Origin of the sequence: Rhodococcus sp. IEGM 1354, from assembly GCF_030056855.1 — a bacterium.
GTDB lineage: Bacteria > Actinomycetota > Actinomycetes > Mycobacteriales > Mycobacteriaceae > Rhodococcoides.
On sequence record NZ_JASHKT010000006.1, the window covers coordinates 87,963 to 113,785 of the forward strand.

Genomic DNA, 25,823 nt, shown 5'->3' on the forward strand with positions numbered 1-25,823 from the left:
CTCCACCCGTCGAGGTGACGCCACCGACCGACGAGATGCCGACGATGCCCGAAGCGTCGGGTCCACCGGTTGTGTCACCTGTTTCGTCCGGCACGGCCATGCCCCCTGGTCCGCCGACTCGGCCCACAGGCGAGCCACAGCCGCCTGGGCAACAAAGCCAGCACCCTGTCCTACCGCAGAACGGGGTGATGTTGCCCCAGAACACTGTTGCGCCTCAGCAGTATCGGCAGCCGAACAACGAGTGGGCAGCCCAGAATCAGTGGCAGGCCCAGAACGGCTGGCCGACGCAGGGGCAGGGATATGGGCAGGGGCAGGGTCAGGGGTATGCGCAGTGGGCTCCGCAACCCGGTTCGTGGCCGCAACCGATGCTGCCCGGCCACGTTCCTGCTGTGCTTCCTGCCGTGGCTGCTGTAGTTCAGCCGGATCATCGACCGCGTTCGCAGCCGATGTCCGCCGCCGACCTCGGCGATTCGTTGCTCATCAGGTCTGCAAGTGTCGCTCCGGTGGCCGGGTGGCGTCGTGCGCTGTATCTGATGTCCGGTGGCCGAATGGATGTGGGGAACAGTCCGGCGCAACAGCGACGCCTCGAGTTGACCGCACAGGTGGATCGACCGTTGGCAGGGTGCTACCGCGTCGCGGTGCTGTCGTTGAAGGGTGGGGTCGGAAAGACGACGACAACGGCCACGTTGGGCTCGACGTTCGCGGACATCCGCGGTGACCGCGTGATCGCGATCGACGCGAACCCCGATCGCGGAACGCTGGGGCAGAAGGTGCCGTCCGAAACTACGGCAACGGTACGAAACCTGTTGCGAGACATGAGTTCTTTGGAGCGCTACAGCGATGTTCGGGCCTACACCTCGCAGAACGTCCATCGATTGGAGGTGCTGGCCTCCGATTCGGACCCGGCGGCATCCGAGGCATTCAGCGGTGAGGACTACGACCGAACGGTGACGCTGCTCGAGAAGTTCTACAGCATCGTCATCACCGACTGCGGCACCGGATTGATGCATTCGGCGATGGAGAGCATTCTCGAGGGCGCGGACACTCTCGTCGTCGTCAGCTCAGGGTCGGTGGACGGGGCGCGGAGCGCGTCGGCGACGTTGGATTGGCTCGACGCTCACGGTTACCGAGATCTGGTCGCCACGTCGGTGGCGGTGGTCAACGCGGTGCGACCGAGGGCGGGAAAAGTCGACTTGCAGAAGGTGGTCGAACATTTCGAGCAGCGGTGCGCTCAGGTGCGAACGATTCCGTTCGACCCACATCTGGAGGAGGGGGCTGAGATCGAACTGGGCAGACTTCGTGGACGCACGCGAAAGGCACTCCTCGAAGTAGCTGCGGCGGTGGCAGCAGGCTTTCCGGCCTTGCCCACTACTTCTCGCCGCAGCTGACCGAAAACTTCATTCGCCGACTTCAGTGCCGGCGTCGGTCCCGTCCTTGCCTCCGCGACGAGCATCCCGGTTGATTCTCCAGAGAAATTCCGGATCGTCATCCGGCCCGACGGTCCGCGGGGGTTCAGGTTGCGTGCTGGGTCCGAATGCCTTCCACAGCAGCACAATCACTGCCACCAAACCGATCAACGCCAATAGATAGATCACGACGCACCTCCTACTACGAGGGTAGCCGTCATGCAACGACCTCCGCACCCGTCGAGCGTCGAAGATTCCTGAGAATGTTCGATGAGTTCGTACGGGTGCGGAGGTCGTTGCCCAAACTGCGCCGAATGGCCTATTTCAGTGCTGTACGCCGGCTTCGGTCGTCAGAGAAGTCAGCAGCTGCATGACCTCGGTTTCGCGGAACCGACGGTGTCCGCCGGGGGTGCGGAGCGATCCGAGACGTCCGGCATGCGCCCAGCGAGTCACAGTCTTGGGGTCGACGTGAAAAAGCGCTGCTACCTGACCCGGCGTGAGAAGTGAGTCCTGAGCTTTGTGGAACGTGGGTGCGCTCATCTGTCGTGTCCTCCTACGGTGCGGTTCTGTGCATTTGCGTCGAACCGGAGATATCGGTCTGCGGTGTTGTGAGCCCCATGGTTGCACTCGGACCCCTAGGTACTCGACTGATACAAGGTTGGTAAAGGGGAGGTAATGGACAAATCGGTCACGTCAGGGGTGGGTGGGGAGCCCCGCACGGCCCGGTAACCTTGAACTCGTGAGCGATGCGACGAATGCCGACCGAAGCGACCCGACCAGGGGAAACCCCACGCCCGGCCGTTCTGCGAAGAAGTCCCTTGCCGTCAATCTCGCCGTGTACACGTTCGCGCGTCTGGCGCTCGTCATCGTCATTGCCGCGATCATCATCGGGGTCGGTTTACTCTTCGGCATCGAGGTTCCGATCCTCGTCGCCGCGATCTTCGGCGTCCTCATCTCGTTGCCGCTGTCTTTGCTCTTGTTCAAGCAGATGCGCATCCGCGTCAACGAATCCATTGCTGCAGTCGACGAACACCGACGCACCGCTCGTGCGGACCTGCAGTCCAAGCTGCGCGGTGAAGACGGCCGCAAGTGACCGCATCGGTGGACCGCTCCGGATCGCGTGAGTGGGTCGACAACGCAGTCCGGTTGATCGAAGCCGATTCTCAGCGCAGCGCCGACACTCACCTGCTGAGCTATCCGCTGCCTGCTGCATGGGGAATCTCGCTGTACCTCAAGGACGAATCCACCCACATCACCGGCAGCCTCAAACACCGGCTGGCGCGATCGCTGTTCCTGTACGCGATCTGCAACGGCTGGGTCACCGAGAGAACCACGGTCGTCGAGGCGTCGTCCGGCTCCACGGCGGTCAGTGAGGCATATTTCGCCGGCCTGCTGGGATTGAAATTCGTCGCGGTCATGCCCAGAAGTACAAGTCCCGCCAAGATCGCCCTCATCGAATCGCACGGTGGGCGCTGCCACTTCGTCGACCACCCGGGTGAGATGTACACCGAGGCGCATCGGCTCGCAGCCGAACCCGACTGCCACTACATGGACCAGTTCACCCACGCCGAACGGGCCACCGATTGGCGAGGGAACAACAACATCGCCGAGTCCATCTACGATCAGCTCCGGCTCGAGAAGTGTCCCATCCCCGATTGGGTGGTTGTCGGCGCGGGAACAGGCGGAACGAGCGCCACCATCGGTCGCTACATCCGATACCGAAGGCATGCAACGCGTTTGGCCGTCGTGGACCCCGAGAACTCGGCATTCATCGGAGGCTACGAGACCGGTGACGCGGGTTTCGAGACCGGCAAGTCCTCACGTATCGAAGGCATCGGGCGACCGCGGGTGGAACCGTCCTTCGTCGGCCAAGTGATCGATCGAATGATCGCGGTGCCCGACGCTGCGTCCGTGGCGGCCGCGAGATTCACCTCGGCTGCGATCGGCAAACGGGTGGGAGGATCCACCGGCACCAACATCTGGGGTGCTTTCGGATTGATCTCCGAGATGATTGCCGCGGGACACACCGGCAGTGTGGTGACGTTGTTGTGCGACGGCGGTGACCGTTACTCGCAAACCTACTTCGACGACACCTGGGTCGCCGGCCAGGGAATGAATCTCGACGAACCGACCGCCGCTCTCGAGCAGTTCATCCGTACCGGGGTGTTCTGACCAGATCTACCTGGTCACGACCATCGACGTCACGGCAGTGACAGCGGCGACCGTCCCGACGGCCGGCCATGCACCGATCTTCTTTGCGAGCGGGTGCGACGCACCGAACGCCACGAGGTACGTCCCGAGCAGTGCGCCGGCACGAGCCGAGCCCGAGGATTTCTGCCATTGCGCGGTGCAGGCAACGCCGACTGCTGCGAGCACTGCTCCGCCGAGTTGGCGATTGTGCGACCGGCGAGCAACAGCGAAGCCGCCGAGCAGGCCGCCTGCGGCGAGAGCGGACGTAGCGAACGAACGTCGAGCATCATGGTCGGACATGGTCGTCACCCTAGCCGAGCCTGCACGCGCAAACTCCGGGCCAGGTGATCTCTTTGCTCGATCACCAAGCGCCGCAACGCAGCCGGTGCCCACTCGTGATCGGCGAGCCACGCGTCTGCGCTGTCGGTCGACGATTGCCGAGGAAAGAGGCGAACAACTATCCTCCGTGCGATCTCGATGCTGCGTGAGGTCCACAACGAGGAGATGGACTCGAAGTACCGGTCCGCGTACGGTTGCGTGAGGTCCGGTCGGTGACCCGCCCCGAACCCGGTGATGAAGGCGTCGAGAACATCGTTGGACACGTCGTCGCGCTCGGTGATGGACGTCCACGCCCTGGCTTTTACTGTGGCGTCCGGGATCGCCGTCGACGCCGCGGTGTGGGCAGTACGCCCCGAAAGGGTGTCGTCCGAAGCGAGTTCGGCATCGAGCTCTGCGGTAGTTGCGTGTCCGGTGGCGGCGAGTGCCAGCCAGAATCCCCAGCGCTGATCGGGGTCGAGTCCGAGCCCAGCAATGGTCTCGGTGCCATCGAGCAGGGAGCGTAGATCGTCGGCCAGGAAGTCGTCGAGCTGCGCAGCCGATGCGACCGCCCGCGCCCATACCAACTGCGCGTCGCTTCCGGGTTCGCTCGACTGCAGCTGCCGCCACGACGCTTCCAACCAATGCCGGGTGGGCTCGTCCCGTCGGTCTTCGGGGAGGTAGTACTCGAGTGTGTACGCCACGTTGGCTGTGACCGCGGAGAGCAACCCGATCTTGGGTTCGGTCGGCGCGAATCTGGTTGCTATGTCCAGGTATTCGAACGCAGAGAGCTCGGCGTCCCGGGTGGAGTTCCACAATGCCGACCACACCAGCCCTCGTGCCAGGGGATCGACCATGCGATCGAGGGAGGTGCGCACGGTAGCGGTGGAGCGCTCGTCGAATCGGATCTTGGCGTAGGTCAGATCGTCGTCGTTGAGTAGAACCAGTGCAGCCTCGGGAAAGTCGACGGGCGTTCGCGAGTCGGTGATGTCGAGTTCGTAGCGGTGGGTCCTCGTGAGGTTCCCATCCTCGTCCGGATCGTAGAGCCCGACCGCGATGCGGTGCGGACGCGGATCCGTCTGCTCGACGGCGTCGCCGGTATAGGTCAGTGTGGACACGCCGGTGGTCTGCAGCCACGCGCCCGCCCAGGTATCGAGGTCTCGCCCGCTGGCGGTGGACATTTCGCTCAGCAGATCCGTCAGGGTCGTATTACCGAAAGCATGCGTACGAAAGTAGTTGCGGGACGCGGCGAAAAAGGCGTCGGCACCGACGAACGCGCCCAACTGCTTGAGTACGCTCGCACCCTTGGCGTAGGTGATGCCGTCGAAGTTGAGCTTGGCTGCCTCGAGATCGGTGATGTCCGCGACGATCGGGTGAGTGGTCGGAAGCTGGTCCTGCAGATAGGCCCACGCCTTTCGGCGGTTCGCGAAACTGACCCAGGCGTCGGTGAACCGAGTGGCTTCGGCCGACGCGTACGCACCCATGTAGTCGGCAAACGACTCCTTGAGCCACAGATCGTCCCACCATTGCATCGTGACGAGATCGCCGAACCACATGTGCGCCATCTCGTGCAGGATCGTGTTCGCCCGAGCCTCGTACTGGGCTTCGGTTGCCGCCGAACGGAATACGTACGATTCGGTGAACGTGACGAGCCCGGGGTTCTCCATCGCACCGAGGTTGTATTCGGGGACGAAGATCTGGTCGTACTTACCGAACGGGTACGGATAGTCGAACTTGTCGTGGAAGAAGTCCAGGCCACGTTCGGTGATGTCGAAGATGTCCTCGGCGTCGAAATGCTCGGCGAGGGACGCACGGCAGTACGCGCCGAGCGGGATGGTCAGATCGCCTCGAGTCCAGGACGATTCGACGCCGTGGTACGGCCCGGCTGCAACCGCGGTGATGTATGTCGATATGGGCAGAGTCGGGGCGAACGTGGTGACTGTGCCGTCGGTGACTTCCGCGCGGTTGGACAGGACCGTCCATGCCGGGGGCGCTGTGACCCTCAGCGTGAACGAGGCCTTCAGGTCGGGTTGCTCGAAATTCGCGAACACCCGTCGAGCATCGGCAGGTTCGTACTGGGTGTACAGATAGACGTTGTCGTCCACAGGGTCGACGAAGCGGTGGAGTCCCTCACCCGACCTGCTGTACCGCCCACGTGCACGTATCCGAACGACGTTGTGCTCTGCGAGTCCGACCAGCTGAATGCGAGCGCCGTCGTAATCGACCTGAGAGTCGACGCCGTTGACGGTGACCTCGTCCACGGCTGCACCGATGAAATCGACCCATGTCGCGGCCGTCGTCGCGTCGAATTCGATGGTCGTCACCGTCTCGAAAGTGTCGACGGCCGTGTCCTCGGCGCGCAGGAGATCCAGATCGACGTGATACTTCACCCCGTCTATGTGGCGCGATCGCCTGCGAGTTTCGGTCCGGGTCAGATTCGCGGTGCTCACCGAACCAACCCTAGGTGATGGGTTTTCACAGGGCGGGTGGGGTGAAGTAGTGATTTCCGAGTGGATCGACGATATGCATGACTCCTTCCGGGAGTAGTTCGGTGCGCCAGAGTTTGCGCGTTTTCAAGTTGTGGTGGAGCCGGCAGCGCGGACCGATGTTCGTGAGGATCGTCCAGCCACCTTTCTCTGGATGATGTCGGTCGAATTCGACGATGTGGTCGAGGTCGCATCGTTCCGAGGGCACGTTGCATCCAGGATGCAGGCAGAAGGGCTGTTCGGCTCGAACTTGCGCCGCAAGAACTCGACTGGGTGCATAGCTCAGCGCGCCCGGCGGTGGGAGTTTCATGCCCCCGTGGCCGTCGGGGTACAAGGCGTGGATCCCGATGGGGTCGTTCCCGACGATGGCACGCCACCGTTCGATCAGCGTTCCTCCACCCGGCCGCGATCGGGTAGCTCTGGTGAACCCAGAGCCGGGCGTGGGAAGCCTGGGCGGCGGTGCGTCCGGTGGGGCCGTGTTCGGTGACTGGCTCGTCGGCGGCTCGTCCCCCGGCGCAGCGGAAGTGGAACTGCCGCTGAGTGTTCCATCGGTTGCGGCGAAGTTGGTGTCCGATGGTTCGTTGTCCGCGGTGTCCGGATCATCGTGCTCGGGGGCCCTGTCGCTGTCGCGTGGCGTCAGGCATGCCGCGCACTCGCACAGCAGTGTCTCCCCGCGCATCAAGGCAGTCTGAGCGTCGCCCCGTCGTTGGTCGTCCGACCGAGGATCCTCCGGGTGCAGGCGTATGACCTCGGCGTCGATTCGCGAAAGCTGTTCGTCGGCTTCGCCGTCGGTCATCAGTGTGGTCAGGCTCGACAGTCCTCGGGCCCGGCGACGAAGGCGGATTCGCTTCTCGGTGCGCGCGGCACGTTTGCGCACCGCGCGGTCCCAGTCGGCGTCGGCCTCGGTGAGCAGTCGATCGATTTCGCGGCCCAGAGCACCCGGTGCCATCTCCAGGGCGGCCTTGAGAATTTCGGTCTCCAGAGCAACGGTCGTCTCCGGCCGGGCATGAAGCAGATGATCGTGGATCGTTCTGACTCGCTCCAGATCGAGCACACCGTCGATGAAGCCCTGACGCACGTGAGGGCTCAGTTGACGCCACATCTGAAGCTTGTTGTTGATGGCGGCAAACGTGGAGGACAGTGCGGCCGCCAGTTCGCAGACTGCCGAGTTGAACAGGTCTTTCTCGGTGACCCCGGTGTCCCACGGTGACGCGCCGGCCGTTCGACTGCGGACGTACACGTCCATGAAAGCGAGTTCTGACGCGACTGCAGCGTTGACCGTCCGTCGCGCCCCCAGAACGTCGGCGAGCGGAGAATGGTCCCCCGTCACCCACGCCGCTTTGCGTAGCCCCACGTCACCCCCCAGCGACCGAAGATCGAACGCGTATTCGATCCGTGCTGCAAGTGTAAAACAGGGCACCGACACACTCTTCGCGCCGATGGAAGGGGCCCCGGGCAACGAAGTCCGGTCTGCCGTCGCAGTGACGTCCCTTTCGGCCTGCGTCACGGCTACGCTCGCCGACACGTGCGGGGCGATTTCGGAGGCGGACACGATGAACACTTTTCAGAAGTCGGCGGCAGCGTTCAACAAGGTCTTCATGGTCGTGATGAGGGCACCGGTGCTCGACAGGGTGCTCGGACGTTCGATGGGCATTTTGACCTACACCGGCCGTAAGTCCGGCAAGAGGATCTCACTACCGCTCGCTGTCAGCCGGAAAGGCGAGCACCTGTTGGTCAGGGTGGCCATGCCGGACAAGAAGAATTGGTGGCGGAACTTCCTGGACGGCGGCGGTCGCGTCGATGTCGACCTCGGCGGTGTCCGGTACTCCGGGCTCGCGACGGCGACCCGCGACGACCGTGGGCGGGTGTCCGTCGACATCACTGTGGACCACTGATCGGTCGCCCCTGAACGCCCCGGCCGACCTGCGTGTCAATAAACGTTGACAACACCCTTTCTGTCAACCTACATTGACATGCATGACAGAAGCCACTGCATTGGCCGCCGCGGCCGCCAGTTCCGATCCGGGGGAGGGGTTGCGTGCCGTAGCCGCACTTCGCCGTCTACTCGAACGTCTGGAAGCCGTCCAGGTTCGCAATGCGCGGAATCAGGGATGGGCGTGGCAGGCGATAGCGGATTCGCTGGGTGTCAGCAGGCAGGCCGTTCACAAGAAGCACGGCGGAAAGGGAAGGTAGAGAACCATGTTCGAGCGATTCACCACACAGGCCAGGGCGGTCGTCATCAGTGCCCGGCTGCACGCCCGGGTGTTGCACTCGGAGCGGATCGAACCCATCCATCTGTTCCTCGGTGCGCTCGACAAGGCCGACGAACCGCTCGGGTCGGCGCTGGCCGAGGCGGGGTTCACCCTCGACAACGCGCTCGAGGACGTGCTGTCGAGGGACGCCCGGGCCCTACGGTCCATCGGCATCGACCTTCACGAAGTGATCGACACCGTCGAGACTGCGGTGGGGTTCGGCGACGTCGACCATTCGAACGATTCTCACCTGCCGTTCGCGCCGTCGGCCAAGGAAGCGCTGAAGCTGGCGTTGAAGGAGGCCGTCCGATTGAGGGACAGGGAGATCGGCGTCGAGCACATGCTTCTCGGTGTGATCGCAGGTACCGATCCATCGTTCACCGAGCTCGTGACTGATCGCGGAAGCCTGGACGATCTGCGCGACGCCGTCCTGCTGGTTCGCACGACATAGCTCCGAGCGGGCCCGAACTCTACGATGGGCGCCATGAACTTTCTGATTCGGCTCGTGATCAATGCCGTCGCCATCTGGGTTGCGAAGGAATTCGTGGACGGCATCACCGTGACCAGCTCGGGCCGCGGTGACGGGTGGGACATCGTAGTTCTGCTCGGTATCGCGGCCGTGTTGACGATCGTCAACGCATTCATCAGGCCGATGGTGAAGCTGTTGTCGCTGCCGCTGCTGATTCTCACCCTCGGACTGTTCACCCTCGTCATCAACGCGTTGATGCTGATGTTGACGGGGTGGCTGTCGTCGCAGACCGGTTACGGCCTCGAGATCGTCGGTTTCGCGGCCGCGTTCTGGGGCGCGATCATCATCTCGATCGTGAACTTTCTGCTGGGCGCATTCGTGCCCGAGAAGCGTTAGGCGAACGCCAGCGCCACACCGGTAGCGGCACCCCAGACGAGCATTGCCAATCCCGAATCACGCAGCGCAGGAATCAACTCGAAGCCGTGAGCACCGCCGCGAACCGGCGAGTTGGCGCGCGCAGCGAGGGGTAGCGCGAGCAGAGCGACCAGGGCCCATGGGGTTCGGGCGATCAGCGCGACCGTCATGGCGAACGGGACGACCAGCAGTGCCAGGTGTAGGTAGCGTGTGCGGGTATCGCCCAATCGCACTGCGAGCGTTCGCTTTCCGGATTCGGTATCGGTAGGGATGTCCCGAAGGTTGTTCGCGACGAGTACCGCACTGGAGAAGGATCCGACGGCTACCGCGGCAAGCACGCCCGCCCAGTCGATCTGCTCGGCCTGCACGTACTGGGTGCCGAGCACGGCGACGAGTCCGAAGAACACGAACACGGCAATCTCGCCGAATCCGCTGTAGCCATATGGCTTCGAGCCACCGGTGTAGTACCAGGCACCGGCTATGCAGATCAGGCCGACGATCACCAACCACCATGCGCTCGTGGCGGCCAGGACGAGACCTGCGACAGCACCGACCGCAAAGCAGCCGATGGCTGCCCGTTTGACGGCTCCTGCCGAGGCGGCCTTGGAGCCGACGAGTCGAAGTGGACCGACTCGGTCGTCGTCCGTGCCGCGGATTCCGTCGGAATAGTCGTTGGCGAAGTTGACGCCCACGATCAGCGCCAACGAGACGATCAGTGCCAGTAGGGCCTTCCACCACACGCCTGCGTCCAGGGACACGGCTGCACCGGTGCCGACGAGGACGGGGGCAATAGCGTTGGGGAGCGTTCGGGGTCGCGCCCCTTCGATCCATTGTGCTGTGGTGGCCATGAGCGACGATCTTTCCGTATCTGCCGGGAGGGTGCGGACGCGGCCGGTCAGAACGGCAGACGCGGCAGTACCGGGAGCGGAATGACAGGCATCTGGACACCGGGGATCTGCGGTAGCGGCACCGTCGGAGCGGGCGGCGGTGGCGGCGGGTTGTATTGCGGTTGATAGTGCACGTACGGCGCGCTGTCGGCGGCCGGAGGCGATGCAGCGGACGTCGGCGGCGGGACCGGGACGTCCGGGGTCGGTGACGGTGTGGCAGTGGTGGTCCGTGCAGCCGACGGTGTCGTGGTCTGCCGGATGCCCTCGCCCACGCTGGCAGGGGTGCTCAGCGGTTGATCTTCGTTCTCGGAACTCAGGCCCGAGAACAGTCCGACGACGGCGATGACGCCCACGATCGGCAGCGCGATCAAGCCGAGCCGCGCCAGCGCCGGTCGGTGCGAGACGACCGGCACGATCCGGTCGACGTCGACGCGTGCAGCGTGGACGGCTGCCCCGCCTGCAACGACGAGTTCCGGTTGCTCGGGGACGATGATCGGCAGCTGCAAAAACCGTTCGAGTGTCGTGCGAACCAGAGGTACGTTGCTCGTACCGCCGATGGCGATGACGGCGTCGGGATAGAACTCGGCTTCGAGCCCCAGTTGGCGGACCGTGGTGGCCGCCTGTTCGGTGGACCGGGCGATCGACAGCTCGAAGATGTGGCGCTCGAGAAGAATGTGTTCGCCGTCGGGTGTGCTGGTGGTCTCGTGCGTGGACAGTGCCTCTTTGATGCCACGGCAGAATGCCGTCAGAGCAGTGTCCTCGTCGTGTGTGTGCGGCTCCCGCACGATGCCGAGGCCCAGTATGTGTTCCCGAACCACCGCGTCGAACGAGGCTCCGCTGATTGCTGTCGTACGGGTCGAGCCGTAGGAGCGGCCGGATTCGACGTCGACGATGTGTATGTCGACACCGGTCTCGCCTGCGTCGAACAGGGCGATGGTGCGGTGTTGGCTGGCCAGGCCGGGACGCAGGTATTCGAGGGCAGCGTCGGTCTCGTCGATCAGATGTACGTCCGAGACGTATTCCTCGGCCAGAGCGTCCGTGATGCGATCACGTTCGTCGGCGGTCCGGTATGCAATGCCCAGCGATTGCGGCGCATCCGGGCGGTCGACGATTCCGCGAACGACTCGCGCGACGTCCTCGGGGGACGGGGAGAGCTGCCAGTCTTCGAAGGGAGCGGCGTCGGTCCACGTGCCGTCTTCGGTCGTCCGAGACGTGCGGATGCCGCACGTTCCCAGGGACACACCTACCGACGAACGCATCTCCACCCGGCCTCTCCTGTACGGCGACGTGGACACTGTACCGTCTCGAGGTTTGATTAGCGGTCCAAAACAATCCGAACGTCAGGTAGAGGGTGTTCGACCGGCGGCCTACGACGCCAACAGACGGACCTCACGACCGGCAGACCGGTGTCAGAGCGGCAGCGACGTCTCCTTCAGGCCGACGCCGCCGGTGCCTCGCAGTTTGCGGAACCATTCGAGACCGAATGCAGTCGTCAGTTGCTCGATCGGCATGGCGAGAAACGGCCCGAAATCGCCGACCTGAGTTTCGTGCGCTTCCATCGCGGCCCGCTTGGCTGCGATGACGCTCGACACGTCGACGACTGTGGTGATTTCCGTTTCGGGCAACCCGAACAGCTCCACTTCCGGGGGCGTCGTCTCTTCGCTCCACTGGGGATTGGCTTCCATCAACCTGCGCATGTGGTCTCGGTCGGTGGTCGTCTCGTACACGTTGGGGGTCTCGGCGATCTCGGCGGCACGCTTGCCGACGACGTGAACCTGGATGTGATCGGGATGGCCGTAACCGCCGTGCGGGTCGTAGATGGTGACGACGTCGGCGTGTTCCTCGCGAAGGATGTCCGCCAATCGCTGCGCCGCGGTGTCGACGTCGGCGTTGCAGAACGCCTCCGGGTTGCCGTTCTCCGGCGTGCCGGCCATCCCGGAATCGGCATAGTGCAGGCGCACGACGCGCGCGACGCCGAGGACGGCAGCCGACCGGTCCAATTCGATGTGTCGGCGCTCGGCCAACGTCTCGCCGTCGGCGAGGATGCCGTCGGGATATTCGCCGACGGCACCGTCGGTGGCCGTCACGAGTACGACGCGGTGGCCGGCGTCGGCCGCGAGCCGCATGACGCCGCCCGTCCCGAACACTTCGTCGTCGGGATGCGCGTGGAAGCAGACCAGAACACTCATGGCGTGAATGCTTGCACGTCGAAGTAGGTACGGCCCAGTCGGCGGGCCAATACGATCTATGGGTGACCACACGGCGGTCGGCCTCGATACGTTCGTATTGGCGGCACTCGCGAGCGGATCGGTACTGTCGCGCACTACATCCGGTGGGGATCTTCTTCGCTCTAGTGTTCTTCGCGCTGTCGATGACTCCGTCTCTGCTACCTCGTGTGTGGTACCTGCAGGCGGTGGCCACGGGGATCAGCGTCGCGATCGGGTACGGCGTGGGGTGCCTCGTTGCCTGGGTGGTTCGGCTCTGCGGAGTGTCACCGGACTGGCCGGATCGGTGGCGTCGACGTGGGTGGTGGGCGTTGGCGGCGGCTGCGGTGGTGGTGATTCCGCTGTTCCTGATCCTCGGATCATGGTGGCAGCAGATCGTCCGCAGGCTGGTCGGTGTGGAGGACCCCGGCCGACCCCTGTACATCGCGGTGCTGGTGCTCTCGCTGGTGGTGGCCATGGCCGTGCTTGCTCTCGGTCGCTTGTTGCGGCGAGCAACTCGTGCGTTGACGCGATGGGGAAAGCAGTACGTACCGAGGCCGTTGGCGAGGATCGCCAGTGTGATCGTCGTTGCCCTGCTGGTGGTGTTCGCCGTCAACGGTGCCCTGATCCGGGGCATCGTGGCCGTTGCGGAGAAGTCGGCGTCGACCGCCGACCGCGGCAACCACGAGGGTGTGGAAAAGCCTGATGCAGCAGAACTTTCGGGGTCCGATGCGTCGAACGAGGACTGGGAGTCCCTGGGTCAGGAGGGGCGACGCTTCGTGGTCTCCGGGGCATTGCCCGACGAGATCGGCGAGTTCACCGGAAGGCCTGCAGTGCAACCGATCCGCGTGTACGCCGGAGTCGAATCGGCCGACACCGTGGAGGGCGTCGCAGATCGGGTGGTCGCCGAGCTCGAACGCACCGGTGCGTTTTCGCGGGCCGTGCTCGGTGTCGCGACCACCACCGGACGCGGATGGGTCAACGAATCCGTCGCTCGCCCACTGGAATACCTGTTCGACGGCAATTCGGCGATTGCGTCGATGCAGTACTCGTTCCTGCCGAGCCCGATGGCATTTCTGGCCGACCGGCAGACCCCGCAGGACGCCGGACGTGCCTTGTTCGAGGCGATCTACGCGGTGTGGAGCGAACTCCCGGAAAATTCACGCCCCAAGTTGGTGCTGTTCGGTGAGAGCCTCGGTGCCTACGGCGGGCAGGATGCATTCAGCGGTGCACAGGACATGATCGCGCGCATCGACGGCGCTCTGTGGGTCGGCAACCCCAATTTCACGCCTCAGTGGGCACGTATCACGAGCGGACGCGACGCCGGTTCCCGCGAAATCCTGCCTGTCATCGACGGGGGAGAGCACGTGCGATTCGCGAGCTCGTCCGGGGATCTCGACATCGGTGGTCCGTGGGAAGAACCGCGAATCGTTTACTGGCAGCACGCATCCGACCCGATCGTGTGGTGGTCACCCGATCTGATCCTCGGCAGGCCCGACTGGTTAAGGGAACCCCGCGGCACCGACGTCGATCCGGGAGTGCAGTGGTTCCCGTTCGTGACGTTCTGGCAATTGACCTTCGACCAGGTGTTCTCCACCGACGTCGACGACGGGCACGGCCACAGCTACGGAGCCGACGCGGTGCGCATGTGGGCCGACATCCTCGAACCGCCGGGATGGTCCGACGCCGACGTCGAGCGGCTGTACGAAAAAATGGCGGGTTGAGCCGATCGTTCGCTGGCCCTGCCCCCGTCCCTGCCCCTGCCCCTGCCCCCGCCGAGCGCAAACGCGAGCGCGTTTGCCGGACGCGCGCGAGTTCGCTACCTCGGCACCATCTGTTTCACGCGCACCTGGCGAATGCGAGCGCGTTTGTGCGTGAGACAGTGACTCATGCCGTCCAATCACGAAGGTTTCATCGACCTGTCGACAGTTCTCGAGCTCGAGCGAGAGCTGCAGACTGCGCAATGTCGATGCGACACAGACCGGCTGACCGACCTGCTCGCCGAGGACTTCACCGAAGTGGGAGCCTCGGGCACCGTATGGAACAAGTCCTCGATCCTCGACCTATTGGCCAGCGAAGATCCCGTCGAGATCGAGGTGCTCGAACTGAGTGGGCGAGCAATCAGTAGGGATTTCGCATTGCTGCAATGGATTTCGCAAAGAGCGGGGATGCGAGCGCGCCGAACATCGCTGTGGCGTCGAACCGAATCCGGATGGGAATCGGTGCACCACCAGGGCACGCCGCTGAGGTGATCGAGCGCAAACGCGAGCGCGTTTGCCGCCAACCGGGGGAGTGTCGCCAACCGGGGGAGTGTCGAACAGCGGCCCCTCAGCGCTTCCCCAGCACAGCCCGCAATTCTGCTCGATTCACTTTGCCCGGACCCCGCGTCGGCAGTGCGTCGACGAGGAACAGCTCCCGCGGTGCAGCGGTGGTATCGAGTGACTGCTCGACGTGAGAACGCAACTCCGCCAACGTCACCGGCGCAGAGGCCACCACTGCGACCACCACTTTCTGGCCGAGTCGATCATCCGGCAATCCGACGACAGCGCACTCTCGGACGGCCGGATGCGTTGCCAGCGCGGCTTCGACCACCTGCGGTACGACGGTCAAGCCGCCCGTCGAGATGGCCTCGTCGAGTCGCCCGGTGATGCTCAGCACCCCGGCGATCATCGTGCCGGCGTCGTCGGTGCGGAACCAGCCCGGCTCGGCGAACGCCGGGTGGTCGGGTAATCCGCGATAGCCCGAGGCCAGAGTTCGCCCACCCAGAACCACTCTGCCGTCGTCGATGCGTACGACGGTGCTGTGCAACGGAACACCGTCGTACACACAGCCCCCTGCGGTTTCGCTCATGCCGTAGGTGCGCACCAAGCGAACCCCTGCGGCAACAGCTCTCTCGCGCAACGGAATCGGCGTGGCGGCGCCGCCGAGCAACACGGCGTCCAACGATGCCAGTGCAGCAGTGGCCTCGGGGTTCTCGAGTGCTTTGACCAACTGGCCGGGCACCAGTGAGGTGTAGCGCAGCGGACCCGACATCCGTCCCACGGCGTCGACCAAGGCGGCCGGGTCGAAGCCGGCAGATACGTCCATGATCACCGGCGACGTGCCGGCGAGCACACTGCGCAGCAGCACCTGCATCCCGGCGATGTGGTGCGCGGGGAGTGCCAGCAGCCATGAGCCGGGGCCGCCGAGTCGCTCCTCGGTTGCCGTCGCCGACGCGACCAGTGCGGACGCAGACAGCATGGCACCCTTGGGAATTCCCGTCGTGCCCGATGTCGCGACGACCAACGCGACGCCGTCGTCGATGGGAGTGCCCGGTGCCAACGCGTCGTGCAGGCGTCGGATCTCGCGTGGATCGTCGGCGGGGACGGGGAGGATGGCCGGGCCGTCGCCGGCCAGCACACGGCTCAGCCGCGGCAGGATGTCTGCCGCGGCCGGTCCGGAAGGAATGGGAACGCTCTCGAGCACAGTGGCGAGATTAGTCCGTGCGCCGGATCGTGAACGGGTCGGCCAGAGGCCAACCCCCGGCGGCGAGGTTCGCGCGCACCCGATTGACGTCCTCTTCTCGAGGCATCTCGTTGGTGACCTTGGTGATGGTGACGGAAATTCCTGCCTTGTCGGCAGGCAGCTGGCCGTCGGCGATGAGGGCATCCATCACCGACTGCACTTCGTCGTCGGACAGTCGCCGATTCAGAAGAGCAAGGAGGGGAACGTAATCCGCTTCGGGTACCCCGTCGGGATACCCGCCGCGGAGCCACTCGACGATCGAGTGGAGGAACGACGGGACCGCCATGGTCTTACAGGGCAGCCGGATCCGCGAGTGGCCAGCCACCGGCGGCCAGTCGCGCCGAGACACGGGAGATGTCCTCGGCCGTCGGCTCGGCGTCGATCTGGTCGCGGATGTACGTCGCGATCTCTGCGGTCGAAATGGCGCCGTCGTCGAGTGCACCGTTGGCGGGAGAGACCAGTTCGAGAACGATCTCCTGCACCTGAGCGTCGGTGAGTGCGGCGCGGCGCAGAAGGGCGACGAGCGGGAATCGGTCCTTGGGCGGAACGCCTTCGGGGTATCCGGCTCGGAGCCATTCGAGCACCGAGGCCGGAAATGCGGTCTTGGTGGAGTCGGTCATGAGAGCTGTACCCCTTCTCGGGTGTCAGAAGACGGAGATGCCGAATGTGCTGTCGAGGAAGTTCTTCATGATGAAGAGAATTCCGGCCACGATCGCGACGACTACCACTGCGAAACAGAGGACGGCCGCGGCAGTGGCCACTGCCGGCCGGGCCACGCGCGTGGTGCCCGAGGCAGTGGCCTCGTCGGAGGGCTCACCGACCGAGAGTGCCTTGAGTCCGAAAGCGAAGATCGCGGGCAGTCCGGCACCGAGCAGCAGGCCGACGAGAACGACCTGCCAGAGCGAATCGAGCGTGTGCTTGAGGGTTTCCATGGTGTCTTCAGACCTTCGCGGGGGAGTCGGTTTCGGCGGCGGCGGGAACGAGTCCGCCGTCCCACTCGGCGTTCACGTTGTCCGGATCGACGGGTTCGCGGCGCGAGCGGATGTACATGACGGTGGCCAGGCCGACGAGGATGGCGAAGACCACGAGGATGCCGGGTAGGCCGCCGATCGTGTGGGCGAGCAGCCAGCACGCAGCGCCGACCACTCCGGCGAGCGGCAAGGTGATGACCCAGGCGACGGCCATGCGGCCTGCGACGTTCCAGCGCACGGCGGCACCGGGCTTGCCGAGTCCCGATCCGAGGATGGAGCCGGTCGCGACCTGCGTGGTCGAGAGGGGGAGTCCGAGGTGGCTCGACGTCAGAATGATTGCGGCCGAGGAGGACTCGGCGGCCATGCCCTGCGGAGATGCGATCTCGACGAGGCCCTTACCGAGGGTGCGGATGACGCGCCAGCCGCCGAGGTAGGTGCCCAACGCGATGGCGAGCGCACATGTGACCTTGACCCACAGGGGCATTTCGGCATCGGGTGAGACGGTGCCGTAGGCGACGAGCGCCAGGAAGATCACGCCCATCGTCTTCTGGGCGTCGTTGGTGCCGTGGGCGAGCGAGACGAGCGAGGCCGAACCGATCTGGCCCCAGCGGAATCCGCGCTCTTTGGACTTCTCGGGAACTGCGTTGGTGATGCGGTAGATGATCCAGGTGCCGACGGTGGCGACGAGTCCGGCGACGATGGGGGCCAGCACGGCGGGCAGGACGATCTTGCTCCATACCCCGTCCCACACGACGCCGCTGGTACCGAGGCCCGCCATGGTGGCACCGATGAGGCCGCCGAACAGGGCGTGCGAGCTGCTCGACGGGATGCCGAGCAGCCAGGTGGCGAGGTTCCACAGGATGCCGCCGACGAGGCCGGCGAAGATGATGGTCAGCAGGGCCTGGCCGCCGGTGTCGCCGAGATTGACGATCCCCTTCGCGACGGTGGCTGCGACCTCGACGGACAGGAAGGCACCGACCAGGTTGAGGACGGCAGACAGGGTGACCGCGACCTTGGGCTTGAGTGCCCCCGTTGCGATCGACGTCGCCATGGCGTTGGCGGTGTCGTGGAAACCGTTGGTGAAGTCGAAGGCCAGGGCCGTCACGACCACCACGAGAAGTACGAGAAATTCAGCGCTCACGGTGGAAAGTGTGGGACACGAACGGCCATTCGCGGAAATTTCTTGCGAAGTGTTCTTCTCGGGTGCCGCGAAGTCGTCTCCAGTTCACCTCCAGTTCACCTTTTTGCCTTATATGTCTACTTCGTCTGTGGCGTAGCGCACGACGGTGGTCTCCTCCGGTCGAAGCATTGTGGAACAGTGGACGACGTGAAGGGATCGGGTATGGATGATGCGGTGTCGGCCGCGCTGTCGTACTTCGATTCCGTCGATCCGGCTCTTGCCGCCGACGCCCGGCTCGGGTGGGACGGACTGGCCGGGGTGTCGCCGCCGGCGGGGCCGACGCAGCATTCCGTACAGACATTTCTGTGGATCTATCTGCGCCACGCGACCGAGGGTCCCGATCGGGCCGTCGACATCGCCCGTGCGCTCGGGGATCTGCTCGAGCGGCTGGGGCGCGTCGCGTATGCGGAGATCGCACGCAGCGGCGTGACAGAAGAGCTCGTCCGTGCCGACGACGATGCGATTTGGCTGCAGCAGTACCGCGCCGCCACCGAGCAATCCGGCATCGGGGCAGTCGACACCGAGTTGGTGACGTGGCAGGACGCTCCGACCGGGGTCGAGCGGGCCATCGTCGAAAAGATCGGTGAGACACTCGAAGTGGCGACCATTGCCGGTGAGTTCGAGCCGTCGAAGCCCGGTGGCAGACCGCTGGGAGTCACCGCACGGGCGACGCGTCGTCGCGGCGTGACCGACGCGGTGCTGACCTCGGATCAGGGCAAGAACGACACCGACGACGTTCTGCTCGAACAACTTCTCGACCACCGCATCGAACTGTGGAGCAGTTACAGCGCTCCACGAGCCGAGCTCTACCTGGGGTTGCGCGAGGCGCTGCACGAGGCGGCCGAGCCGGTGTACGGATGCGTGCGCAGACTCGAGAGCTTCATCGGCTGTATCGGCGACGGCGTGGCGCTGACCGATGCCGGGTATCTGCCGGACGATCTGGTGGCGCGGATCGCGCGCACCGTCTTTCCGGTGGCCGAGCGTCCGACGTTCGTGGGACGTGAATTGGACACCGACAAGGTGCTCGCTCTCCGGCGTCTGGTGATGCGACTGCGTCTGATGCGGCGCTCCGCAGGCAGGCTGGTCCCGACGACCCGCACCCGGCAGCTGAGCTCCGACGGGTTGTGGCGTGTGCTCACCGCGGGGATCGTCGGCAGTGACTACCACCCCGACTCGATCGCGGCGGAGGTTCTCCTGGCCCGGATGATCCTGGGCAACGACGTCGCCGACACGGAGGCGACGGCCGACGATTCGGCGCGACTGTTGCGTGCGGAGGGATGGACCCATGCGGGGGAGGAGCCGGAGTCGGAGCACGCCGAGACTCTGGCGGACACGTTGATCGCCGAACTCGACGCTCTCGGGGCGTTCCGCTCGGCCGACAACCGCGTCGCAACCGACGAAGGCGCACGGGTGGCCGCGGCTGTGTTGCGTCATCGGCTCCTGCACACACGCTTCCCGGCATTGTGACGAGCTCGAGATGGGGTTTGCCTGCGGTCTGCCGTTCGCGCACGGTTAAACTCGGTTCCACCCGGGTCGAGAGCGTGTCCGGATGTCGGCTGCGAGGAGATGCTGGTGGACGGTGAGGTGCACGACACCGCACGCTCCCAGTCTCGGAGGCAGAGCGACTCGGCTCGTCGCTACCTCGATCTGGAAGCAACCACACCCGCGTTGCGCTCCACCGTCGAATTCGCGGCACGCAGTGTCGGATTCGCCATCGCCCAGCTGAACGTGTTGGACGAGGACACCCAGTACACGCTGGTCAACATCGGTGGTCCGCCGATGTCCACCGTGGTTCGGGCCGACACCCTGTGCGACGACGTGGTGCGTAGGGGTGTGCCTGCGGTCGTCGCCCACGGCCGGATAGATGCCACCACTCGGCAACGCGCGCTGCTCGACGAGAACGGTATCGAGTCCTATGCCTCGGTTCCGCTTCGCGGACGAGAAGGTCTGGTGATCGGCACCCTGTGCTTGCTCGACCGCACCTCGCGGCCACTCTCGGACGATCAGATGCAGGAGCTCGAACAGTTCGCGTCCGTCCTCGAGGAGCAGCTCGATCTGCATCGGCGGGTCGGCTCGGGGTCCACTCGACTCGGCAGCGACAACGACATCGCCGATTCACTCGCCGACGGTCACATCGTGCCGTGGTTCCAGTCGATCGTGGACCTGCGGACAGAGGAGATCGTCGGCTTCGAGGCATTGGCGCGCTGGCACCATCCCACGCGGGGCCTGGTGGTGCCCGCGGACTTCGTACCGTTCGCCGAGGCCAGTGAACTGATCATCGACGTGGATCTGAGCGTGCTCGCGCAGGCGGCCGCGGAGATGAAGAAGTGGCATGTACACCGACCGGACCTGCGGCTGACCGTCAACATCTCCGGGCGTCACCTGGCGCATCCGGACGGGGTCGGCCAGCTCGAGCGTGCGATCGCGTCGTCCGAGGTGTCGCCGAAATCCATTTCGCTCGAACTCACCGAGACCTCGTCGGTGACGCCAGGGCCGTTGCTGCGCAGGCACATCGACGACGTGCACCGGCTGGGTTTTCGCGTTCTGCTCGACGACTTCGGCTCCGGCTGGTCGTCTCTGGAACGGCTGGTGACGTTGCAACCGGACGGCATCAAGATCGACGGGCATCTGACGCGGTTCATCGACACCGTGGCCGGTCGGGCGATGATCAAGTCGTTGGCATCCGTCGCCAAGGATCTGGAGCTGACGATGATCGTCGAGGGGATCGAAAGTCGAGCTCAGGCCGACGCCGCTCTCGATCTCGGATGCACTCTGGCACAGGGATATCTGTGGTCGAGGCCGCAATCGGCGTCCGCGGTTCTGCGAACCGTCTCGGGTGGCTAGCGAGTATCCCGGCGCAGTGGGTGGTCCTGCGGAATCTGCACCAGCACGATGGGGATTCCGTCGGGATCCTCGATCCACATCTCGATGAGCCCCCAGGGTTCGGTGGTCGCCGCTCTCGTGATCGCGATGCCGGCCTGCTCCAATTCAGTTGTGGCAGAATCGATGTCGCGAACCTGCAGCCACAGTGCCCCGGCGAACGATCCCGGCTCCTCGGTACCGCCGTGCGCTGCGATCTCGATCAGCCCTTGGCCTGCGAACAGCACCGTGCCGCCAGGGTATTCACGGCACACCGCAAGGGACAGTCCGTCTCGATAGAACGCGAGGGTCTTCCGATAGTCGGCCGGGCGCAGGATGGTACGTGCAGCGAGGATGTCCACCTCGCATGGATATCACGTCGACCGGTCCTGCTTACGCAGGATCGTCACAGCAGGAGTGGAGCCTGCGGAACGACCAGGATGTTCACAGCACCGTCGTGACGATCCGGTTCCCACCGGCTGCCTTGGCCTCGTACATCATCGAGTCCGCCACCCGCATCGCACGCGTCACGAGGTCGACATCGCGCTCCCACAGGGGTGAACTCGCGTGCAGGATGGCTGCCCCCACACTGACCGTCACGGCGACGCCGTCGTCGGGGTCGCGCAGGGCTCGTCGAACACCGTGGATCAACGCATCGATGTGCAGGCGCGACGTCGAGACCACGGCGAGGTATTCCTCGCCGCCGGTGCGCGCGATCACGCCGTACCTACCCATGTGTGCTCCCAGACGCTCGGCGACGCGAACGATGACGGCGTCACCCTCTTCGTGCCCGTAGTCGTCGTTGACGGCTTTGAAGCGATCGATGTCCACGACCACGACGGCCGAGCAGCGATCCTCCTCGCGGCCGAGCAACCAGACGTCGTGGATCACCGATTCGAGTCCGCGTCGATTCAGCAACCCGGTGAGCGGGTCGAGCACCGAACTGCGGGCGTCGTCGGTCAACACGGTGACCAACAGATGCGAGGTGAGCGGCACCCCGGCGATCGCGAGCAACACCACGTCGGTCCGGAAGATCAGTGACGCGACGTCCACATCGCCGGTGCGGTACGTCGCCGCCGCGGCAGCGACGGTGCACGCCACCGAGAAGACCAGGTGAGCCACCAGCCACCGTGGGCTGACGAAGAACGTGCAGAACGTGCCGATGACGGCGAACAGCGCGCACGTCAGGATAGCGTCGGCGATCGGGTTGACGAGGATCGACGACGCGGTGCCCAGATCGGCGAACACCGCGAATGCGACCACCCCGAGACGGCCCGGGAACGGCTTGGCGATCCACGCGGCCGCGACCCCCACGACCATGACGACGAGGAAGGCCTTCCAGGCGATCGCCGCGGCGCTTCGCGAGGTGCCGTCGGAGAAGAGGGCCACCACCGCCAGAGCGCCGTAGTTCAGCGTCAGGATCGCCATCACCCATCGGATGAGCTTTCCGGTGGGCCGCGAGTTCTGGAAGTCCACCATCCAGCGGTAGTCGTACGGCTGCGTGAACCAGGCCCACAGAGCACCCGCGGCAGTACCGCGATCGCGGTGATGTGAGTTCGGGGTCACGAAGCGTCAGAAATATCGAGGAAACGGCGACCAGTCGGGCTCGCGCTTCTCCAGGAACGCGTCGCGCCCCTCGACGGCCTCGTCGGTCATGTACGCCAGCCGGGTGGCTTCACCGGCGAACAACTGCTGGCCGACGAGACCGTCGTCCTGCAGGTTGAACGCGTACTTGAGCATCCGCTGCGCCTGCGGCGACTTGGCGTTGATCTTCGCGGCCCAATCGATGGCGGTGTTCTCGAGTTCGGCGTGATCGACCACCTTGTTCACCGCGCCCATGCGGTGCATTTCCTCGGCCGAGTACGTCTCGCCGAGGAAGAAGATCTCACGGGCGAACTTCTGCCCGACCATCTTGGCCAGGTACGCACTGCCGTAACCACCGTCGAAGCTGCCCACGTCGGCGTCGGTCTGCTTGAAGCGAGCATGCTCGCGGCTCGCGAGCGTCAGATCGCACACCACGTGCAAGCTGTGCCCGCCACCGGCTGCCCACCCATTGACGAGGCAGATGACGACCTTGGGCATGAAGCGGATCAGTCGCTGCACCTCGAGAATGTGCAGACGGCCCGCGCGAGCCTTGTCGACCGTCTCGGCCGTTTCACCGTCCGCATACTGGTAGCCACTTCGTCCGCGAATGCGCTGATCGCCGCCGGAACAGAACGCCCAGCCGCCGTCCTTGCTGCTCGGCCCGTTGCCGGTGAGCAGCACCGTTCCCACGTCCGAACTCACGCGTGCGTGTTCGAGCGCGCGGTAGAGCTCGTCGACGGTGTGCGGCCGAAAAGCGTTGCGAATCTCGGGACGATCGAACGCCACCCGCACGGTCGCGTCGGACACGTGGCGGTGATAGGTGATGTCGGTCAGATCTTCGAAGCCGGGAACGGGACGCCACAGTGCGGGAGTGAAGGTCACGTGGGCCAGCTTAACGGTGGCGAGGGCTGAATCCGTTGCGGCCGGGCGATGCAGCTAGCGTGCAGGTCATGACCGATCCGATGCAGCTCGACCGCAGTTCCGACCCCGATTACGACCACCACGGCGGCTTCCCGCGTTTCGTTCCGGCGAAGGTGGGGCCGGAATACGGGCAGTTGCTCGAGGCGCTGCGCACGGTCCAGGATCTCGCCGTGTCCACGTCGTTGCCCGCAGACGTCACCGAGGCAGCCGCGAGCAAGACTCGGGAATTGATCGAGTTGTTGGAGCCGCACGTGGTCGCCGAGGGCAAGCAGACCGCGGGGCGGGTACCTGCTCTGCCGGGCCGGGGTTCGCTGCTGCTGCCGCCGTGGGTCATCGAGAAGTTCGCAGCCGACGGCGTCCGCAGCCGTGGCATGTTCCGACGCTTCCATCTCGGTGGCAACGCCGCCGCGCACGGCGGCACGCTGCCGCTGCTGTTCGACGACCTCTTTGGCTTGATCCAACATGCCTACGGTCGTCCCATCAGCCGGACCGCATACCTGCACATCAACTACCGCAAGGTGACTCCGCTGAACACCGAGTTGGTCGTCGAGGGCGCCGTGGACAAGGTGGAGGGGCGTAAGACGTTCATCAGCGCGAGGCTGACGGATCTGGACGGCAACCTGCTCGCCGACTGCGAGGCATTGATGGTGCAGTTGCTCCCGGGGCAGCAATGATTCCCCCGATCGACGACCTGCTCGACGGTGCGCACGTGCTCTCGATGCCGATGCGCACGAAGTTCCGCGGGATCACCACCCGTGAGGTGATGTTGATTCGTGGTCCCGGTGGGTGGGGTGAATTCTCTCCGTTCCCCGAGTACGACGACGTCGAGTCCGCCCCGTGGTTGGCGTCGGCGATCGAGGCCGCGTGGGAGGGGCCACCGAATGCGGTGCGTCGACGTATCTCGGTCAACGCGACCGTGCCCGCGGTCGACGCCTCCGACGTGGCGGCCGTGCTGAGCCGCTCACCCGGGGCCGAAACGGCGAAGGTGAAAGTGGCCGAGAAGGGACAGAATCTGGCCGACGACGTGGCCCGGGTACGCGCGGTGCGCGAGCTGGTGCCGCGGGTGCGGATCGACGCCAACGGTGGCTGGACCGTCGACGAGGCAGTCGCTGCGTTGGCTGCTCTCACTGCGGACGGCCCACTCGAATACGCGGAACAGCCGTGCGCCACCGTTGCCGAGCTCGTCGAGCTTCGCCGCCGGGCTCCGGGAGTTCGGGTGGCCGCGGACGAGAGCATCCGGCGGGCCGAGGATCCGATGAAGGTCGTGCGGGCCGGCGGCGCGGACATCGCGGTACTCAAGGTCGCTCCGCTCGGCGGCATGCGCGCACTGCTGGAGCTGGCCGGTGAACTGGGGGAGTACGGCGTGCCGGTGGTCGTGTCGAGTGCACTCGATTCGGCTGTGGGCATCGCCTCCGGGCTCGCCGCTGCCGCCGCGCTGCCGCATCTCGAATTCGCCTGCGGACTGGGGACGGGCAGCCTGTTCGTCCGCGACGTTGCACCGGCACCCGAGGTGGTCGATGGAACGTACCCGGCTCGGAGCGTCGAACCGGATCCGCAGGCGCTGATCGAACTGGGCGCCGACGCCGAGCGCACCCAGTGGTGGATCGAGCGAGTGCGGCGCTGCCACGCGCTGCTGCGGTAGTGTTGCGCCCGGTCCGCGTGGGGCCGCCGACATCTGGGAGGAAGTTCGAAGTGGTTGCTGCACTGAAGGATTCGCTGCTCGACGAGTCGAAGGCCGACGCTCTGCGCGTCGACGTACTGGCATTGATCGACGCCGAGGTAGCCGACAAGAAGGGCGCGAGTGGCCTCGCGGTCAAGGGGGGCTACGGCGCAGTGAAGAAGGTCGGCCCGTCCTACATCGACAATGCGGTCTCGGCTCTGTGGCCCGATTTCGTCGACAAGCTCGACCCGTTCTGGCAGTCGTACAACGCTGCTCCGCAGGGCACGTTCGGCGAGTACCTCGCCGCCAACGGAGATGCCGCGTCCGACGCTCTGCTCTCGGTCACCGATGCGCGCATCGAGGAGACGGACAAGTCCGTCGTCAAGAAGTTCTACGGCAGCCTGCGTGGCTCGGCGAAGAAGAACGTCACCGAGGCACTGCCGCGCGTCGGCGATCTGGTCGCCAAGCACGCCTGAGCGGCTTCGCCGCATGTGAGTGGAAATTCGTAGCAGGGTACGAGT

The 25,823-nt window shown here is 65.1% G+C and carries 30 protein-coding genes; 14 read left to right on the forward strand and 16 right to left on the reverse strand.

From position 1 onward, the window contains the following. Window positions 1-98 precede the first annotated feature (98 nt). The gene (locus tag QM588_RS14705) at window positions 99-1,388 is read left to right on the forward strand and encodes a nucleotide-binding protein (RefSeq protein ID WP_442972937.1); all 1,290 of its coding nucleotides are present in this window, start codon (window positions 99-101) and stop codon (window positions 1,386-1,388) included. Window positions 1,389-1,397: 9 nt separating this feature from the next. Here the strand turns inward: QM588_RS14705 and QM588_RS14710 are convergent, their stop codons facing one another. Beyond that, entirely contained in the window at window positions 1,398-1,595 is a 198-nt protein-coding gene (locus QM588_RS14710) for a hypothetical protein (protein ID WP_283314327.1), read from the reverse strand. A 135-nt stretch (window positions 1,596-1,730) separates the two neighbouring features. Next, window positions 1,731-1,946: a BldC family transcriptional regulator gene (locus tag QM588_RS14715; RefSeq protein WP_027498325.1), complete on the reverse strand. Its 216-nt coding sequence runs from the start codon at window positions 1,944-1,946 to the stop codon at window positions 1,731-1,733. Between the two features lie 199 nt (window positions 1,947-2,145). Between QM588_RS14715 and QM588_RS14720 the strand changes: the two genes are divergently transcribed. Then, the gene (locus QM588_RS14720) at window positions 2,146-2,499 is read left to right on the forward strand and encodes a DUF4229 domain-containing protein (RefSeq protein ID WP_283314330.1); all 354 of its coding nucleotides are present in this window, start codon (window positions 2,146-2,148) and stop codon (window positions 2,497-2,499) included. After that, window positions 2,496-3,578, forward strand: a complete 1,083-nt coding sequence (locus QM588_RS14725; protein WP_283314332.1) for a PLP-dependent cysteine synthase family protein — start codon at window positions 2,496-2,498, stop codon at window positions 3,576-3,578. The genes QM588_RS14720 and QM588_RS14725 overlap by 4 nt, the downstream gene beginning before the upstream one ends. A gap of 6 nt (window positions 3,579-3,584) precedes the next feature. Here QM588_RS14725 and QM588_RS14730 read toward each other — a convergent pair whose 3' ends face one another. The 3 genes from QM588_RS14730 to QM588_RS14740 are packed head-to-tail and all read right to left on the reverse strand — an operon-like array spanning window position 3,585 to window position 7,949. Continuing rightward, complete coding sequence (locus QM588_RS14730) at window positions 3,585-3,896, reverse strand: hypothetical protein (RefSeq protein WP_283314334.1); 312 nt, start codon at window positions 3,894-3,896, stop codon at window positions 3,585-3,587. Between the two features lie 5 nt (window positions 3,897-3,901). Next, window positions 3,902-6,361, reverse strand: coding sequence for an aminopeptidase N (pepN, locus tag QM588_RS14735; RefSeq protein ID WP_283314336.1), 2,460 nt, complete (start codon window positions 6,359-6,361; stop codon window positions 3,902-3,904). Between the two features lie 25 nt (window positions 6,362-6,386). Continuing rightward, the gene (locus QM588_RS14740) at window positions 6,387-7,949 is read right to left on the reverse strand and encodes an HNH endonuclease signature motif containing protein (protein WP_283314339.1); all 1,563 of its coding nucleotides are present in this window, start codon (window positions 7,947-7,949) and stop codon (window positions 6,387-6,389) included. Between the two features lies 1 nt (window position 7,950). On the opposite strand from QM588_RS14740, the gene QM588_RS14745 reads away from it, so the two are divergent. The 4 genes from QM588_RS14745 to QM588_RS14760 all read left to right on the forward strand — a co-directional run bounded on the left by QM588_RS14745 (window position 7,951) and on the right by QM588_RS14760 (window position 9,514). Next, entirely contained in the window at window positions 7,951-8,292 is a 342-nt protein-coding gene (locus QM588_RS14745; protein ID WP_283314341.1) for a nitroreductase/quinone reductase family protein, read from the forward strand. An 82-nt stretch (window positions 8,293-8,374) separates the two neighbouring features. After that, complete coding sequence (locus QM588_RS14750; protein ID WP_032365231.1) at window positions 8,375-8,590, forward strand: hypothetical protein; 216 nt, start codon at window positions 8,375-8,377, stop codon at window positions 8,588-8,590. Between the two features lie 6 nt (window positions 8,591-8,596). Continuing rightward, on the forward strand, window positions 8,597-9,100 hold the full coding sequence (locus QM588_RS14755) for a Clp protease N-terminal domain-containing protein (RefSeq protein ID WP_283314344.1): 504 nt from the start codon (window positions 8,597-8,599) through the stop codon (window positions 9,098-9,100). Window positions 9,101-9,133: 33 nt separating this feature from the next. Then, the gene (locus QM588_RS14760) at window positions 9,134-9,514 is read left to right on the forward strand and encodes a phage holin family protein (RefSeq protein WP_032365232.1); all 381 of its coding nucleotides are present in this window, start codon (window positions 9,134-9,136) and stop codon (window positions 9,512-9,514) included. Here the strand turns inward: QM588_RS14760 and QM588_RS14765 are convergent. From QM588_RS14765 to QM588_RS14775, 3 genes are all read right to left on the reverse strand, one after another. Further along, window positions 9,511-10,380: a 1,4-dihydroxy-2-naphthoate polyprenyltransferase gene (locus QM588_RS14765; protein WP_032375571.1), complete on the reverse strand. Its 870-nt coding sequence runs from the start codon at window positions 10,378-10,380 to the stop codon at window positions 9,511-9,513. The two genes, QM588_RS14760 and QM588_RS14765, sit on opposite strands and share 4 nt — an antisense overlap. A 47-nt stretch (window positions 10,381-10,427) precedes the next feature. Then, window positions 10,428-11,678 carry an Hsp70 family protein gene (locus tag QM588_RS14770; protein WP_283314346.1) on the reverse strand — a complete coding sequence of 417 codons (1,251 nt, stop codon included), beginning with the start codon at window positions 11,676-11,678 and terminating at the stop codon, window positions 10,428-10,430. A 150-nt stretch (window positions 11,679-11,828) separates the two neighbouring features. Beyond that, entirely contained in the window at window positions 11,829-12,608 is a 780-nt protein-coding gene (locus QM588_RS14775; protein WP_283314348.1) for a PIG-L family deacetylase, read from the reverse strand. Window positions 12,609-12,790: 182 nt separating this feature from the next. Between QM588_RS14775 and QM588_RS14780 the strand changes: the two genes are divergently transcribed. Both QM588_RS14780 and QM588_RS14785 read left to right on the forward strand, forming a co-directional pair. Beyond that, window positions 12,791-14,347 carry an alpha/beta hydrolase gene (locus QM588_RS14780; protein WP_283314351.1) on the forward strand — a complete coding sequence of 519 codons (1,557 nt, stop codon included), beginning with the start codon at window positions 12,791-12,793 and terminating at the stop codon, window positions 14,345-14,347. 165 nt (window positions 14,348-14,512) lie between these two features. Continuing rightward, window positions 14,513-14,875 carry a nuclear transport factor 2 family protein gene (locus QM588_RS14785; RefSeq protein ID WP_283314353.1) on the forward strand — a complete coding sequence of 121 codons (363 nt, stop codon included), beginning with the start codon at window positions 14,513-14,515 and terminating at the stop codon, window positions 14,873-14,875. A gap of 76 nt (window positions 14,876-14,951) precedes the next feature. Here QM588_RS14785 and menE read toward each other — a convergent pair whose 3' ends face one another. Genes menE through QM588_RS14810 form a run of 5 tightly spaced genes read right to left on the reverse strand, consistent with a single transcriptional unit; the run spans window position 14,952 to window position 18,239 of the window. Beyond that, window positions 14,952-16,088: an o-succinylbenzoate--CoA ligase gene (gene menE, locus QM588_RS14790; protein WP_283314355.1), complete on the reverse strand. Its 1,137-nt coding sequence runs from the start codon at window positions 16,086-16,088 to the stop codon at window positions 14,952-14,954. Between the two features lie 10 nt (window positions 16,089-16,098). Beyond that, complete coding sequence (locus QM588_RS14795) at window positions 16,099-16,413, reverse strand: DUF3349 domain-containing protein (RefSeq protein WP_283314357.1); 315 nt, start codon at window positions 16,411-16,413, stop codon at window positions 16,099-16,101. Window positions 16,414-16,417: 4 nt separating this feature from the next. Further along, window positions 16,418-16,747, reverse strand: a complete 330-nt coding sequence (locus tag QM588_RS14800; protein ID WP_283314358.1) for a DUF3349 domain-containing protein — start codon at window positions 16,745-16,747, stop codon at window positions 16,418-16,420. 24 nt (window positions 16,748-16,771) lie between these two features. Beyond that, window positions 16,772-17,059: a hypothetical protein gene (locus QM588_RS14805; protein ID WP_027498305.1), complete on the reverse strand. Its 288-nt coding sequence runs from the start codon at window positions 17,057-17,059 to the stop codon at window positions 16,772-16,774. A gap of 7 nt (window positions 17,060-17,066) precedes the next feature. After that, window positions 17,067-18,239, reverse strand: a complete 1,173-nt coding sequence (locus QM588_RS14810) for an inorganic phosphate transporter (RefSeq protein ID WP_027498304.1) — start codon at window positions 18,237-18,239, stop codon at window positions 17,067-17,069. Window positions 18,240-18,416: 177 nt separating this feature from the next. Here QM588_RS14810 and QM588_RS14815 point away from each other — a divergent pair, with 177 nt between their 5' ends. Continuing rightward, on the forward strand, window positions 18,417-19,745 hold the full coding sequence (locus tag QM588_RS14815) for a hypothetical protein (protein ID WP_283314359.1): 1,329 nt from the start codon (window positions 18,417-18,419) through the stop codon (window positions 19,743-19,745). A gap of 105 nt (window positions 19,746-19,850) precedes the next feature. Beyond that, window positions 19,851-21,122 (forward strand): sensor domain-containing phosphodiesterase, encoded by a 1,272-nt coding sequence (locus QM588_RS14820; protein WP_283314360.1) that lies wholly within the window; start codon window positions 19,851-19,853, stop codon window positions 21,120-21,122. Here QM588_RS14820 and QM588_RS14825 read toward each other — a convergent pair. From QM588_RS14825 to QM588_RS14835, 3 genes are all read right to left on the reverse strand, one after another. Next, window positions 21,119-21,499, reverse strand: a complete 381-nt coding sequence (locus tag QM588_RS14825) for a VOC family protein (protein ID WP_283314362.1) — start codon at window positions 21,497-21,499, stop codon at window positions 21,119-21,121. The two genes, QM588_RS14820 and QM588_RS14825, sit on opposite strands and share 4 nt — an antisense overlap. Before the next feature lie 82 nt (window positions 21,500-21,581). Next, window positions 21,582-22,703: a GGDEF domain-containing protein gene (locus QM588_RS14830; protein WP_283314363.1), complete on the reverse strand. Its 1,122-nt coding sequence runs from the start codon at window positions 22,701-22,703 to the stop codon at window positions 21,582-21,584. A 6-nt stretch (window positions 22,704-22,709) separates the two neighbouring features. Further along, entirely contained in the window at window positions 22,710-23,603 is an 894-nt protein-coding gene (locus tag QM588_RS14835; RefSeq protein WP_135041230.1) for a 1,4-dihydroxy-2-naphthoyl-CoA synthase, read from the reverse strand. 68 nt (window positions 23,604-23,671) lie between these two features. Between QM588_RS14835 and QM588_RS14840 the strand changes: the two genes are divergently transcribed. Genes QM588_RS14840 through QM588_RS14850 form a run of 3 tightly spaced genes read left to right on the forward strand, consistent with a single transcriptional unit; the run spans window position 23,672 to window position 25,778 of the window. Further along, window positions 23,672-24,316 carry a PaaI family thioesterase gene (locus tag QM588_RS14840; RefSeq protein WP_222081013.1) on the forward strand — a complete coding sequence of 215 codons (645 nt, stop codon included), beginning with the start codon at window positions 23,672-23,674 and terminating at the stop codon, window positions 24,314-24,316. After that, complete coding sequence (locus tag QM588_RS14845; RefSeq protein WP_283314367.1) at window positions 24,313-25,284, forward strand: o-succinylbenzoate synthase; 972 nt, start codon at window positions 24,313-24,315, stop codon at window positions 25,282-25,284. Before QM588_RS14840 ends, QM588_RS14845 begins: the two co-directional genes overlap by 4 nt. Before the next feature lie 50 nt (window positions 25,285-25,334). Continuing rightward, window positions 25,335-25,778 carry a DUF6918 family protein gene (locus QM588_RS14850; RefSeq protein WP_027498296.1) on the forward strand — a complete coding sequence of 148 codons (444 nt, stop codon included), beginning with the start codon at window positions 25,335-25,337 and terminating at the stop codon, window positions 25,776-25,778. Window positions 25,779-25,823: the final 45 nt, after the last annotated feature.

Bases quoted from the DNA above. Each gene is read 5' to 3' on its own strand.
- QM588_RS14705 (WP_442972937.1), top strand. From the start codon at position 99: ATGCCCCCTGGTCCGCCGACTCGGCCCACAGGCGAGCCACAGCCGCCT.
- QM588_RS14715 (WP_027498325.1), bottom strand. From the start codon at position 1,946: ATGAGCGCACCCACGTTCCACAAAGCTCAGGACTCACTTCTCACGCCG.
- QM588_RS14730 (WP_283314334.1), bottom strand. From the start codon at position 3,896: ATGTCCGACCATGATGCTCGACGTTCGTTCGCTACGTCCGCTCTCGCC.
- QM588_RS14745 (WP_283314341.1), top strand. From the start codon at position 7,951: ATGAACACTTTTCAGAAGTCGGCGGCAGCGTTCAACAAGGTCTTCATG.
- QM588_RS14750 (WP_032365231.1), top strand. From the start codon at position 8,375: ATGACAGAAGCCACTGCATTGGCCGCCGCGGCCGCCAGTTCCGATCCG.
- QM588_RS14755 (WP_283314344.1), top strand. From the start codon at position 8,597: ATGTTCGAGCGATTCACCACACAGGCCAGGGCGGTCGTCATCAGTGCC.
- QM588_RS14760 (WP_032365232.1), top strand. From the start codon at position 9,134: ATGAACTTTCTGATTCGGCTCGTGATCAATGCCGTCGCCATCTGGGTT.
- QM588_RS14765 (WP_032375571.1), bottom strand. From the start codon at position 10,380: ATGGCCACCACAGCACAATGGATCGAAGGGGCGCGACCCCGAACGCTC.
- QM588_RS14770 (WP_283314346.1), bottom strand. From the start codon at position 11,678: ATGCGTTCGTCGGTAGGTGTGTCCCTGGGAACGTGCGGCATCCGCACG.
- QM588_RS14775 (WP_283314348.1), bottom strand. From the start codon at position 12,608: ATGAGTGTTCTGGTCTGCTTCCACGCGCATCCCGACGACGAAGTGTTC.
- QM588_RS14780 (WP_283314351.1), top strand. From the start codon at position 12,791: ATGACTCCGTCTCTGCTACCTCGTGTGTGGTACCTGCAGGCGGTGGCC.
- QM588_RS14785 (WP_283314353.1), top strand. From the start codon at position 14,513: ATGCCGTCCAATCACGAAGGTTTCATCGACCTGTCGACAGTTCTCGAG.
- QM588_RS14795 (WP_283314357.1), bottom strand. From the start codon at position 16,413: ATGGCGGTCCCGTCGTTCCTCCACTCGATCGTCGAGTGGCTCCGCGGC.
- QM588_RS14800 (WP_283314358.1), bottom strand. From the start codon at position 16,747: ATGACCGACTCCACCAAGACCGCATTTCCGGCCTCGGTGCTCGAATGG.
- QM588_RS14805 (WP_027498305.1), bottom strand. From the start codon at position 17,059: ATGGAAACCCTCAAGCACACGCTCGATTCGCTCTGGCAGGTCGTTCTC.
- QM588_RS14840 (WP_222081013.1), top strand. From the start codon at position 23,672: ATGACCGATCCGATGCAGCTCGACCGCAGTTCCGACCCCGATTACGAC.
- QM588_RS14845 (WP_283314367.1), top strand. From the start codon at position 24,313: ATGATTCCCCCGATCGACGACCTGCTCGACGGTGCGCACGTGCTCTCG.